The organism is Pontiella sulfatireligans (genome assembly GCF_900890705.1).
Lineage (GTDB): Bacteria > Verrucomicrobiota > Kiritimatiellia > Kiritimatiellales > Pontiellaceae > Pontiella > Pontiella sulfatireligans.
The window spans coordinates 2,568,290-2,581,820 of sequence record NZ_CAAHFH010000001.1 but is presented as its reverse complement, the minus strand read 5'-3'; the positions used below and the strand labels follow the sequence as shown (position 1 = coordinate 2,581,820).

Annotated in this window: 7 protein-coding genes; all 7 read left to right on the top strand. The window is 54.7% G+C overall.

Features of this window, described 5'->3' with window-relative positions:
- Positions 1 to 166 precede the first annotated feature (166 nt).
- The 7 genes from SCARR_RS08730 (at position 167) to SCARR_RS08700 (ending at position 13,502) form a co-directional block, all read left to right on the top strand.
- The gene (locus SCARR_RS08730) at positions 167 to 1,636 is read left to right on the top strand and encodes a sulfatase family protein (protein WP_222846227.1); all 1,470 of its coding nucleotides are present in this window, start codon (positions 167 to 169) and stop codon (positions 1,634 to 1,636) included.
- A 156-nt stretch (positions 1,637 to 1,792) separates the two neighbouring features.
- A complete protein-coding gene (locus SCARR_RS08725) occupies positions 1,793 to 4,291 on the top strand; it encodes an HzsA-related protein (protein ID WP_136061135.1) in 2,499 nt (832 codons plus the stop codon).
- Between the two features lie 231 nt (positions 4,292 to 4,522).
- Positions 4,523 to 5,992 (top strand): sulfatase family protein, encoded by a 1,470-nt coding sequence (locus SCARR_RS08720; RefSeq protein ID WP_222846226.1) that lies wholly within the window; start codon positions 4,523 to 4,525, stop codon positions 5,990 to 5,992.
- A 63-nt stretch (positions 5,993 to 6,055) separates the two neighbouring features.
- Complete coding sequence (locus SCARR_RS08715; RefSeq protein WP_222846225.1) at positions 6,056 to 7,735, top strand: arylsulfatase; 1,680 nt, start codon at positions 6,056 to 6,058, stop codon at positions 7,733 to 7,735.
- Between the two features lie 245 nt (positions 7,736 to 7,980).
- Positions 7,981 to 9,459 carry an arylsulfatase gene (locus SCARR_RS08710; RefSeq protein ID WP_136061129.1) on the top strand — a complete coding sequence of 493 codons (1,479 nt, stop codon included), beginning with the start codon at positions 7,981 to 7,983 and terminating at the stop codon, positions 9,457 to 9,459.
- 25 nt (positions 9,460 to 9,484) lie between these two features.
- Positions 9,485 to 11,632: an alpha-L-fucosidase gene (locus SCARR_RS08705; RefSeq protein WP_136061127.1), complete on the top strand. Its 2,148-nt coding sequence runs from the start codon at positions 9,485 to 9,487 to the stop codon at positions 11,630 to 11,632.
- 25 nt (positions 11,633 to 11,657) lie between these two features.
- Positions 11,658 to 13,502, top strand: a complete 1,845-nt coding sequence (locus SCARR_RS08700) for an arylsulfatase (RefSeq protein ID WP_136061126.1) — start codon at positions 11,658 to 11,660, stop codon at positions 13,500 to 13,502.
- Positions 13,503 to 13,531 lie beyond the last annotated feature (29 nt).

The following is a 13,531-nucleotide window of genomic DNA, read 5'->3' as shown; positions in this document are numbered from 1 at the left end:
CAATTTAGAGGCGGATGGCAAACTAGGCCGCCAACCTTTAAAATCAGTGCCCGGAAGTGGTGCAGGAGATGAAGGCGCTGCTGGCAACCTATAAGCCCTCGGCTCCGGCTATTCCGAACAAAAAGAAAAAGAAGCGGAAGAAACAAGGACTCACCCAATGACAACGATGAGTAGAATTTTATGGTGTGTGTGTCTGCTGGCTGCAATGAGCGCGGCTCGGGCGGAGCTGGCCGCCAACAGCCGGAGCAAAGCGGAGACCGCCGAAGGCCACCCGAACTTTATTATTATCTTCGCCGACGACCAAGGCTATCAGGATTTGGGCTGTTATGGGTCGCCGGACATTAAAACGCCGCGTATCGACCGGATGGCGAAGGAGGGTATGCGCTTCACCAGCTTCTATGCCCAGACCGTCTGCGGCCCTTCGCGCGGCGCATTGATGACGGGGTGCTACCCGTTGCGGTTCGCCCGGCAGGGCGATCCCGATTCGATCCATCCCGAGTTGCATTTCGCCGAAATCACCATCGCTGAAGTGCTGAAGGAGCAGGGCTATGCAACGGCCGCGTTCGGCAAGTGGGATCTGGCGGGGCATAACCCGTCCAGATACAAACCGGAGCTGCTGCCACCGCATCAAGGCTTTGACACGTATTTCGGCACGCCCGGCAGTAACGACAGTTATGTCAAACTGATCCGCGGCACGAAGGTGATCGAGCAAAAGACTGATATGTCTACCTTGACGAAACGTTACACGGACGAGGCCATCAACTTCATTGAAGAAAAGAAAGATGCGCCGTTTTTCGTCTATCTCGCGCACACCATGCCACACACCAAACTGGCTGCATCCGAAGAATTCAAGGGGAAGTCGGCGGGCGGCTTGTATGGTGATGTGATTGAAGAGCTGGATTTCAACGTCGGGCGTGTGCTCGACAAGGTCAGAGAGCTGGGGCTGGACGAAAATACCTATATCATTTTCACCAGCGATAACGGCCCCTGGCTTATTAAGAAGCAGCACAGCGGACACGCCGAGCCGCTACGCAGCGGGAAGACCAGCTGTTGGGAGGGTGGCCTGCGCGTTCCCTGCATTATGCGCGCGCCGGGAAAGATTCCTGCCGGCTCGGAGTGCGATGCGGTGGCGGCAACAATCGACATGATGCCGACCCTCGCCGAGCTGGCAGGCGGCGTGGCTCCGTCGGATCGTACGATTGACGGCGTGGATATTTCGGAGTTGATGCACGGCAAGAAGGCTGCGCTGGATCGAAATTATTTCTATTACCAGCACGACTGCCTCCGTGCGGTGCGCTCCGGCAAGTGGAAGCTGATGCTGCCACACACGGAACCGGTGCAGGGCAGTATCGCGACCAAATGGAAAAACCATATTGCAAAGGCCGATGCCATCCGTATTGAGAAGGCAGAGCTTTACGATCTGGATGCCGATATCGGCGAAACCACCGATATTTCGGGCAGTCATCCGGAAACGGTGGCCGAGTTGATGAAGCTGGCGGAGTGGGCGCAGCATGATTTGGGCGATCACGACCATTTCGGTGCAAATGCCCGCAGCTTCGGTGCGCAGCGCCGCACCCTGTCGAGCGAAGCGAAGGCCGCTCCGGCAAAAAACAGAAAAAGCGGTAAGAGAAAGTAAAGGTTTGCGGTCCCGGCTGTCCTGTTCGCCGTCGTGTCCGTCGTCGATTTAAGTTGTAGGAATCCGTCCTTCCATTGATTGGAACTTTTCTAGCGGGAAACGGATATTCCCAGCAAATTATGCCACGGGAACAATTTTGAACTAATGGAGAAAACAGTGAAGAAGTTGATCATTCTGTTGTGGGTGTCGGGCATTGCGCTGGGTGCAGGTGCCGCGAAGAAAAACGCCGTTCCGATGCCGGTGATGAAGGCCGACAGGATGGCGGTGCGTGCGGCCATAGAGGATTTGATGGCCACGTATGGTGATGATTATCCGAACGGCCGGAACTATCTTAAAAAGCTGGAAGGCGCCGATGATGCGCAACTGGAAAAGGTCCAGCGCGAGGCTCTGGCGGCGAACCCGCTGATCAGCGGCCAACCGATCCTTTTCGTGGTACGAAGACAGTACAAGTCGGATCACCACAACACAGCGACCCTTTTTCAGGCGGGAGAGATCAATGCGCACAAGTACGATCCGCCCGGCGTGCTGAAGATGCTCGATATTTCCAATGATTGGAACGTCTCCACCGTTTTTGATCCCGGCCCGACTGGGATTGCACGCGATCCGGAGTTGAGTTTCGACGGTGGGAAAATCATCTTTTCGATGCGTAAAAGCATCGACGACGATTATCACATTTATGAAATCAATATCGATGGAACCGGACTTCGACAACTCACGTTCGCCACTGGAATCTCGGACATCGATCCGTTTTATCTGGTGGATGGATCTATCGCCTTCAGCGCGACACGCGAACCGAAGTTCTGCATGTGCAACCGCCATATCATGGCCAATCTTTTTCGGATGGATGCCGACGGTGCAAACATCCACCAGATCGGCAAAAGCACGCTTTTTGAAGGACACGGCTCCCTGATGCCGGACGGCCGCATTCTTTACGACCGCTGGGAATACGTTGACCGCAACTACGGTGATGCGCAGGGGCTTTGGACGGTTAATCCCGACGGTTCCAATCATGCTGTTTTCTGGGGCAACAACACGGCCTCTCCGGGCGGTGTAATCGATGCACGCATTATTCCCGGAACGCAGCTTTGCCTGGCCATCTTCGGTTCCTGTCACGATCGGCCTTGGGGCGCGTTGGCGATTATCGACCGAAGTAAGGGCGTTGATGGCCGCGAGCCGGTGGTTCGCACGTGGCCCGCTTCTGCCGTGGAACTTGTGAAGGAACGGATCGACAAGGGCTATGGGTTCGACCATTTCAAACAGGTCAGACCGCGCTATGAAGATCCGTATCCGCTCAGCGAAAAGTATTTTCTGGTTTCGTGTATGGTCGGAGCAGGGGAGCAGATGGGCATCTATCTGGTCGATACTTTTGGCAACGAGGTGCTGCTGCATACCGAGGCACCTGGGTGCTACGATCCCATGCCGATCGCGCCGCGCACCCGCCCGAACATGAAGCCTTCTCTATTGGATTTCTCCAAGGATACCGGCCATTTCTATGTGCAGAATGTCTACATCGGCACCCATATGGAAGGCGTCGAGCGCGGCTCCATTAAATACCTGCGCATCGTCGAGTCGCCCGAAAAACGGAATTGGACCCATGGAAAATGGGGAGGCCAGGGCACGCAGGCACCCGGCATGAACTGGACTAATTTCGAGAGCAAGCGCATCCTCGGCACGGTGCCGGTGGAAGCCGATGGTTCGGCCTATTTTGAGGTGCCGTCCGATCGTTTCGTCTTTTTCCAGGCCTTGGATAAAGATGGTATGATGGTGCAGTCGATGCGCAGCGGAACCATCATTATGCCCGGCGAAGTGCAGGGATGTATCGGCTGTCACGAAAATCGTGTGGAGGACGCTCCGCCCGTTTCAGGCCACAATGTCTTGGCGCTGAAGCGACCGCCTTCCAAACTCAACGGCTGGTTTGGCGAGCAACGCATGTTCAGTTATATGAGTGAGGTTCAGCCGATTTTCGACAAGCATTGCCTCAAGTGCCACGATTTCGGAAAGAAAGGAGCGCAAAAACTGGTGCTTGCTGGCGATCGAGCGGTTTCCTTTAATGCATCCTACATCGACCTGTGGGCAAAGGGAGCCATCACTTGTGTGGGCGCGGGCCCGGCGGATACGCAGCCGGCCTATTCCTGGGGGTCGCATCCCAGCAAGCTCATTAAAGTTTTGCGCGAAGGCCATCACAAGGTGACACTTTCCCTGGAGGAGATGCTTCGGATCGTAACCTGGCTCGATATTAATGCGCCGTACTATCCCGTCTACGAATGTGCCTATCCTGACAATCCGTGCGGACGTTCACCGATTACGGCAGCGCAGGTAAAGCGGGTTGAGGAATTGACCGGCACCAAAATAGTGCTTAATCACCGCACGGCTGGGGGCGCGCAGATTAGTTTCGACCGCCCGGTAAAGAGCCCTTGCCTGACCAATCTCGAAAAGGGCAGTCCGGAATACAACGAAGCGCTTGCCATCATCGAGGCCGGGCAGGCGCAGCTCCAAAAACTTCCGAGGGCCGATATGGATGGATTTATGCCGAACCCGACCGACCTGAAACGCATCGAAAAATATCAGCAGCGGCAGAAGGCCGAAGCGAAAAACCGTGCAGTCATCCGGGACGGGAAAAAAGTCTACGACCAGGGGTTCAGTGCCTCCCAATAGCAGGATGTTTTTTTTTCGGTGCCGATTATGAGGCTATCACTCAAAATAGGGATACACAGGTTTTGTGGATCGTGTACACTGGTTCCAAATGCGGGGAAAAACAAGGGACACGAGATGAGACTGTTTTCTACAAAACATTTGATAGGGCTGTTGCTTCTGCTGGCCGGTTTCTCTGCACATGCAAAACCGGAACAACCACTTCGACAGGCTCAGGACAGGCCAAACGTTATTGTGATCTATACTGACGATCAGGGCTATGGCGATGTCAGCGCGCTGAATCCGGAGGCAAAATTCAAGACGCCGAATATGGATCGTCTGGCAAACGAGGGCGTTGCTTTCACGTGTGGCCACAGCCCGGATTCGGTCTGCACGCCCTCGCGCTATGGCCTGTTGACCGGGCGCTATCCGTGGCGCACCATCCGGAAAACCGGTGTGATGGGTGCGGAAGATACATGCCTGATTGTCGACGGGCGAATGACGCTGGCAAATCTGTTCAAGAAAAATGGCTACCACACCGCGATGGTGGGCAAGTGGCACCTCGGCATGGATTTCCCGGGAACGCCGAAAGACCGCGACTGGTCGCAACCGGTTCAGGATATGCCATTGGACAAGGGATTTGACTATTTCTACGGCATTCCTGCTTCGTTGAACTATGGCATTCTGGCGTGGTTTGAGGGACGGTATGCCAAGGTGCCTCCGACGGTTTATACGAACAAAAAGAAAAACCCACGGCATATGGATTACCGCATCATGCCGCCCTTTGAAACAAAGCCCGGCAAGTCCAAGGATCCAACACGAACCGTTAAAACGAATTTCGAGATTGCTCCGGACTTTATCGATAACCAGTGCCTGACGCGCTTTACCGATAAGGCCATCGAGTGGGTGGGCGGAAAAGTTGCCGATGCAAAGAGCGGCAAGCCGTTCTTCCTCTATCTACCCTACACTTCGCCGCACTATCCGGTCTGCCCGCTGCCCGAATTCCACGGCCAAGGCGAGGCGGGGGCGTACGGCGAATTCGTGATCGAAACGGATTATCATATCGGCCGAATCCTCGACTTCCTTAAAACGTCAGGGATCGATGAAAACACGCTGATTGTTTTCACAAGCGATAACGGCCCGGAAAAATCATGGATGGGCCGCCTCGAGGAGTTTGGACACGACAGCCGTGGCGCGTTGAAGGAAGGCAAGCGATCGGTCTATGAAGGCGGTCACCGCGTGCCGTTCCTTGTGCGCTGGCCCGCCGGGATTGCAACTCCGGGACGGCAGTGGAATAAGACCGTGGGTCAGGTTGACCTGCTGGCGACGTTTGCCGAACTGATCGGTGCAGAACTGCCTGAAACGGCAGGGGAAGACAGCCAGAGCTTCGCTTCGGTCCTGCTGGATCCAGCCACGGATTATGAGCGGTTGCCGCTGATTGCACATGGCAACGATGGGCGCTATGCCATTGTCGAGGGCGACTGGAAGCTGGTTCTGCCCTTCAGGAAGAAGGGCCTGGAACTCTATAATCTTTCGGCAGACCGTGCGGAGACAAAAAACATCGCTGCCGCACATCCTGAAACCGTTCAGCATTTGACGACACGAATCGATGAAATCATTGCTCAAGGCCGCACCACTCCCGGTGTTGCTCAGCCGAACGACACGGAATACTGGGATGACCTGCATTGGATGACGCAATCGCAATATAATGACTTTGCGCGCTAAAGGATGAACATGGGAAAGAAAACCCAGATGTTGCTTTTCGGCTTTTGTTTGTCGGGAGTTGCCATGATACAGGCAGCATCAAAACCCAACGTTGTTTTTGTGCTGACGGACGATCAGGGCTATGGGGATCTGGGTTGCCACGGCAACCCGGTGCTCAAGACGCCTAATCTGGATAGGCTGCATGAGCAGTCAATTCGCTTTACCGACTTTCATGTCAGTTCGTTTTGCACGCCGACGCGCGGCGCGCTGATGACGGGGCGTGATCCGGGGCATAACGGCGCCTATCGCACGAGCAGCGGGCGGACGATGCTGCATACGGACGAGAAGACGATCGCCGACTTTTTTGCGGATAGCGGCTACGTCACGGGCATGGTCGGAAAATGGCACTTGGGCGATAACGCGCCGCATCGTCCGCAGGACCGCGGCTTTCAGGATGTGCTCTGGCATCGCTGCGGCGGCATCGGGCAGGCGTCGGATTATTGGGGCAACGACTATTTTGACGACACGTTCGAGCGTAATGGAACGTTTGAAAAATTCACGGGCTATTGCACCGATGTGTTTTTCAGCGAGGGGCTGCGTTTCATTGAAGAGAACCAAGAAGCGCCCTTCTTTCTGTATCTGGCGCTCAACGCGCCGCACGGTCCTTATCGGGTAGGGAAGGAGTGGTCGGCGCCCTATCAGCAAGATCCGGAGTGGAAGCCATTCGCAAACTTTTTTGGCATGATCGCCAATTTTGATTACAACCTCGGGATGCTGCGCGAACGGCTGGATGCGTTAAACCTTTCCGACAATACCATCCTGATTTTCATGACCGACAACGGAACCGCCACTGGGGGCAAGTTCAAAGGACAGACTTCCGAGGCCTTGTCGGGCTACAACGCTGGGATGCGCGGCAAAAAATCTTCGATTTATGAAGGCGGGCACCGGGTTCCGTTTTTTATCTACTGGCCGAACGGCGGGCTCGAGGGCGGGCGCGATATTCCGACGCTGGCCGCACATGTTGATGTGCTTCCAACCCTCGCGGACCTGTGCGGGGTTGCTCTCCCTTCGTCGTATCATTCGGACGGGGTGTCGCTGCGCCCTCTGCTGAAGGATCGCAACGCCCCTTGGGCGCGCGACCACCTCGTGTCGCAGTATCACGGGGGGGCGGGCTTCACCCATGGCCCCGAAGCCGTGACGGGTTCGTATGTCATGACCGAGCGCTGGCGCCTGCTCGACGGTCGCGAACTCTACGACATCGAGGCGGATCCGGCACAACGCAAGGATGTTGCTTCCGAACACCCGGAAGTGGTGGTCCAGTTGCAGGAGCTGTATAAACCGTATTGGAAATCCGTTGAGCCTAGGCTGACGCCGGTTTGCATCGACATCGGAAACCCTGCCGAGAATCCTGCGGTGCTCTGTTCGCAGGACTGGTACATGCCCAAGGGGAATCCGCCCTGGAATTTCTCGAGCATCAAAAAACTCCCGCGCGTGACGGGGCCTTGGCATCTCGATGTGAAAAAGGCCGGGCGATACCGCCTGACGCTGCGCCAGCTTCCCAAAGAGGCGGATGTCGTGGTGAAGGCCGTGCGCGCCAAAATTCAGATTGCCGGGCAGGAAAAGGAATGTCCGGTTGAACCGGGCAGCAAAGGCGTCGTTTTTGAGATCGACCTCCCCGCCGGGCCTACCGAGTTGATCACGTACCTCTACGGCGCGAAGGGCAAACCCGGCGGAGCCTACTTCACTGAAGTTGAATCACTGTAAGTAGGATGAAATAGAGATGATTGAATGAAAAAAGTCGTTTAGGCCATAGTTATGACCGGGTTGATGGCTTCGGTTCTACCGATTTCGGCGAGGCCGTTTTGGATGGGCAATCCCAAATAATGGGGATACACAAGGTTTCTGGATCATGTATATTTACTCTTTATGCGGGAAAGGAGCTTCCGGGGTCTTGGCTGCGAGAGTCAAGGGCGGTAGGTTGAATGATTAAGGACGCTAAGGGGAAAATAATGAAAACATCTGTTGTATTTAATGCCGGAATGTTCGCGGTGTTAGTCTTCGTTGGCCTTGCCGAGGCAAAATCCTTGGAGGGCAGTCGCCCCAACATCATCCTGGTGATGACCGATGACCAGGGAATGGGGGACCTTTCCTGTATGGGCAATCAGGTCGTCAAGACCCCGCACATCGATCGGTTCCATGACCAAGCGGTCCGCTTCAACGATTTTCAGGTGAGCCCGACCTGCGCGCCAACGCGTTCCGCGATTATGAGTGGACGCGCGCCGTTTAAAAACGGGGTGACGCATACCATCTATCAGCGCGAACGAATGGCACTGGATACCTTCACTTTGCCGCAGGCACTGCAGCGTGCCGGCTACGCAACTGGTATTTTTGGCAAATGGCATCTGGGAGACGAGGATGCCTATTTGCCCGGAAGCCGGGGTTTTGATGAAGTATTGATTCATGGAGCGGGCGGGATTGGGCAGACGCGGTATGGTGATTTTCCGCTGAATGAGGAAAATCTCTATTTCGACAATGTCCTGCTGCATAACGACACCATTGTGCAGACGAAAGGCTTTTGCACGGATCTGTTTTTTCAATCCGGTCTAGCCTGGATCAAGCAACAGCACGAGGCGAAGAAACCTTACTTTGCCTATATTTCACTTAATGCGCCGCATGCCCCGCTGGTCGCTCCTCCCTCGTATAAGAAGCGTTTTTTGGAACTCGGCTACGATGACGGCACGGCCGGCCGTTACGGCATGATTGAAAACATTGACGATAATTTCGGCCGGTTGTTGGTAAAGCTGGGTGAATGGAAGGCGCTGGACAATACGCTGGTGATCTTCATGACGGATAACGGCGCCACCCACCTCAGCGGCAAGCTGAACGGCAAGAAGATCAAGCACTTCAACGCCAATCTCAGGGGTGGCAAAAATTCGCCCACCGAAGGCGGAACCCATGTCCCGGCCTTTTGGCAGTGGAAGGGCATGCTGAAAGAAGGCGTTGATGTGGATGCGCTGACGGCGCATATCGACCTATACAAAACCTTCTGCGAACTGGCGGATGCAAAACTTCCAGCCAAGATGCAGGAGCTGGATGGCCGCTCGTTGCTGCCCTTGCTTAAAGATCCCAAGGCCAGCTGGCCGGATCGCGAGTTGTTTATTCATTGCGGCCGCTGGAACCCCGGAAAGCGCGATGAGTTTAAGTTCAAGAAGTGCGCCGTGCGAACCGAACGGTGGCGCTTTGTGAATAACCAGAATCTCTATGATATCTCTAAAGATCCCAGTGAGACAACCGATGTCGTGGATGCTCATCCGGAAGTGGTTGAGAAACTACGTAAATCCTATGACCAATGGTGGGCCTTGGTACAACCGCTGATGGTTAATGAAGACCTGCCGAAGGTTGCGCCGGAAGATCAGCCGCTGGCCATCCGCTACGACAAGCAATTGAAGGGAAAGGGCATTCCCGAGTGGGCTCCCGAAGAAATTTAACCCGGTAGAAAAAACGGAGATAAAAATGAAAACTATTATATTACCCCTGATCGTTCTTGCTGCGGCCATATTGCCGTCGAAAGCAAATGAACCTGCCAAGAAAGCCCCGAATCAACCGAAGGGAAATGTCACCTTTGAATATCGCTTTGACGATGACCTGCAACAGACGGCGGACTCGATCGCGCGACAGGAACTGTGGTTCCGCGATGCCAAGTTCGGCGCGTTCATACACTTTGGTGCCTATTCGACGCTGGAAGGCGAATACGAAGGCCGCGGCAATGGCTTTCGCTATTCCGAGTGGATCCAGATTTCCGCCCAGATGTCATCCGATGAATATCATAAGGTGGCCGCAAAGTTTAACCCGGTGGAGTTCGATGCCGACGAATGGGCGAAGACCTTCAAGGATTGCGGTATTCGTTATGTGGTTATCACCTCGAAACACCACGACGGCTTTGCGCTATTCGATTCGATGGTCAGCGACTATAACATCGTTGACTACACCCCCTTCAAACGGGACATCATCAAAGAACTGAGCGAAGCGTGTCACAAGCAGGGGATGAAGTTCGGCGTCTACTATTCCCATGCTCAGGATTGGGACGAGCCCGATGCACCCTATCTGAACAAGCGTTGCAAGCTGAGCATTCTCCATCCGGAGATGCCTGATGATTTCGAGCCCGACATGGATCGCTACATCATGAAGAAGAGCCTGCCGCAAGTGGAAGAGCTGATGAAAAACTATGAAATCGATTTGATTTGGTTCGATACCCCGGTCGGAATGAATATGGAGCGGGCCACGCTCTTCAGCGACATGGTGCGGAAATATCGTCCGGACTGCCTGATTAATTCGCGTCTGATCCATCGCGGAAAAGGAAAGATCGAGAAGCAATACCTGCCACTCTACGACTATGTTTCGATTGGCGACAAGGAAGTGCCGACGAAGAAGCTTCCTCTCTATGTTGAATCGCCCGACAGCGTCAGTTCTTCCTTCGGCTACAAGACCAAAGGGAACTGCTACTACCATACGGAAAAAGAGATGATCCACCGTTTTGTGAATACGGTTTGCGCGGGCGGCAATGCGCTGATCAACAACGGCCCGATGGGCAATGGGCGGCTTGATCCCGAGGCGGTCCGCATCTATAGCGCCATGGGCGAATGGCTCAAAGTCAACGGCGAATCCATCTACGGCACCGTCCGCAATCCGCTCGACGAACGGCCGGAGTGGGGCGATATCTCCGCCCGCAAGGATGGCAAGACGGTCTACCTGCATATTTTCGAATGGCCCGAGTCTGGCTCGATCTCTGTGAACGGCCTGCCCGCCGAAGTAGCCTCCGCTGTTTATCTGGCCACCGGTGAGAAAGCGGGCTTTTCTCAAGAGGGAAGCTTTCTGAAGATCATCCTTCCGGCCCAGCCCCTGAATGAATATGACACGGTCATTAAAGTTTCGTTGGCTGGTTCAGAAGTCAGCACAGAATTGGCTGAGAAAGCTTGGGCCAAGCTGGCAGGTAAATCCGTGGCCCGTCCCGAGTTTAAGTTTGTGGAAAACAAGCCGGCGCTGCCCAACGTCCTGATTTATGGCGATTCGATCTCTATCCACTACACGCAGCGCGTTCGGGAAAAATTGAACGGCCATGCAGATGTGTACCGCCTCTATTGCAACGGGGGGGATTCGAGCTCGCTCATTCCGAAGATGACCAAAATGCACGATGCCATGCGCGATGAGAACCTCGATGCCCCGTGGACCTTTCAGTGGGAGGTCATCCAGTTTAATGTCGGCCTGCACGATCTGAAATACCTGTCCGGCAAAAAGCTCGATAAGGAAAACGGAAAGCAGGTCTCCTCGCTGGAGGTCTATCAAACAAACCTCCGCGATATTGTGGCTTACCTGAAGAAGCTGGCGCCCGACGCAAAACTGATCTTTGCCACCACCACACCGGTGCCCGAAGGGGCCGATGGACGGTTTGCCGGGGATTCAGTTAAATACAATAAGGCTGCGCTTGAAGTGCTGCGCGATTATCCCGAAATCCGGATTAACGATCTGTATGGAATGACGAAACCGCACCAGCCCGAATGGTGGGTTCAGCCAGGCAATGTTCACTATAATGAAACCGGCAGTAATGCGCAGGGCGATGAGGTGGTGCGTGTTATACGCACCGTGCTTTTGGAAAAAAAATAAAGTTACAATACACAAGGGAAACTCAATGCATATTAAACATGTCATACTGATAGCTGTTGTTGCTGGCTCCGTTATGCGGCCGGCCTATTCTAAGGAAACGAAAAAACCGAATGTCGTCATCGTCATCACCGACGACCAGGGCTACGGCGATTTGGGCTTTACCGGCAACCCCGCCATCAAAACCCCGACCATCGATAAACTGCGTGATCAGTCGACCTTGCTGAATAATTTCCACGTAGATCCGACTTGTGCACCAACCCGCTCCGCGCTGATGACCGGACGCTATTCGGATCGCGTCGGTGTTTGGCACACGGTGCAGGGCCGCAGCATGCTGCGTCGCCGCGAAGTCACCATGGCGGATATTTTCGGCAACAACGGGTATGCCACGGGCATGTTCGGCAAGTGGCATCTTGGCGACTGCTATCCGTATCGCCCGGAAGACCGGGGCTTTCAGCAGTGCGTCTACCATAAGGCAGGCGGTGTGGGGCAGGCGCCCGACTATTGGGGCAACGACTATTTCGACGACACCTATGTCGTCAACGGCAAACTCCAGCGCTTTGAAGGCTTCTGCACCGATATCTGGTTCGACGAAGGCATGAAATTTATCAAGGCCAACAAGGACAAACCGTTCTTCGCCTACATTGCGCTCAACGCGCCGCACAAGCCGCTCTATTGTCCGGAGGAATACAGCAAACCCTACGAAAACAATCCGCAGGTTTCTTATCCCGAGTTCTACGGCATGATTTCCAATATCGACGACAATCTCGCCAAACTGATGGCCATGCTCGATGCCGAGGGGCTGGCCGACAACACCATCCTCGTTTTCATGACAGACAACGGCACGGCGGCCGGACTGGCGGACGGGAGGGGCTACGATGGCAACATGCGCGGCATGAAAAACTCGGAGTACGACGGCGGCCACCGCGTTCCCTTTATGCTCCGCTGGCCGAATGGAAAAATCGAAGCCGGAAAATCCATCGAACGCATCACCGCGCATATTGATATCCTGCCGACCTTCATTGACCTCTGCGGTCTGACCGCGCCAAAGACCGAGTACGACGGCAGCAGCCTGCGCGAGTTGCTTTATGCCGACGGGAAAACCTGGCCGGACCGTGCGCTTGTTGTTGAAACGCAGCGCGTGGTTGATCCCATCAAATGGCGCAGGTGCGCTGTGATGACCGACAAGTGGCGCCTGGTTAACGACGATAACGGCCAGGGACTTTTCGATATCAAATCGGATCCAAAGCAGACGACAGACGTTTCCGATCAACATCCGGAAGTGGTCGAACGCCTGCGCGGGCAATACAATAATTTCTGGAACGATGTTTCGAAGGAGCATGACCTGACCAGCTATATGGTCATCGGATCCGACAAGTCGCCCATCGTGAAACTCTCTTCGCACGACTGGCTGATCGACAAGCTCCCCCCGTGGAATCAGGGTCATATCAAAAACGGCGATGTTGCAGAAGAATCGTTCTGGGCCATTGAGGTCGAACGCGACGGTGATTACGAAATCTCGCTGCGTCGCTGGCCGGCCGAGGCCGATAAAGGCATTAACGACGGAACCTACGGCAAAGCCTATAACTATAAACAGGCGCGTATGCAGATCGGTGATGTCGACGAAACCAAAGAGATCCCTGAGGGGGCCAAAGAGGTCACGTTTAAAGTGACGTTGAAAAAGGGGATCACCCATCTTGCTCCGACGTTCATCAGTCCGGAACTCACCGCCACGCCGTATTATGCCTATGTGACGCACAAGCCGAAAGCCGGCTGGCAGACCCCGCAAGGCATGGGCATCCCAGTGTACGACCCTTCCTATGGCCGCGTCCCGCCGCAGATCAATAAAAAGAAGGTCAAACCCATCGAATAATTTTGTACTGAAGACAGAGGGAAGAAAAA

Bases quoted from the DNA above. Each gene is read 5' to 3' on its own strand.
- SCARR_RS08730 (WP_222846227.1), top strand. From the start codon at position 167: ATGAGTAGAATTTTATGGTGTGTGTGTCTGCTGGCTGCAATGAGCGCG.
- SCARR_RS08715 (WP_222846225.1), top strand. From the start codon at position 6,056: ATGATACAGGCAGCATCAAAACCCAACGTTGTTTTTGTGCTGACGGAC.
- SCARR_RS08710 (WP_136061129.1), top strand. From the start codon at position 7,981: ATGAAAACATCTGTTGTATTTAATGCCGGAATGTTCGCGGTGTTAGTC.
- SCARR_RS08705 (WP_136061127.1), top strand. From the start codon at position 9,485: ATGAAAACTATTATATTACCCCTGATCGTTCTTGCTGCGGCCATATTG.
- SCARR_RS08700 (WP_136061126.1), top strand. From the start codon at position 11,658: ATGCATATTAAACATGTCATACTGATAGCTGTTGTTGCTGGCTCCGTT.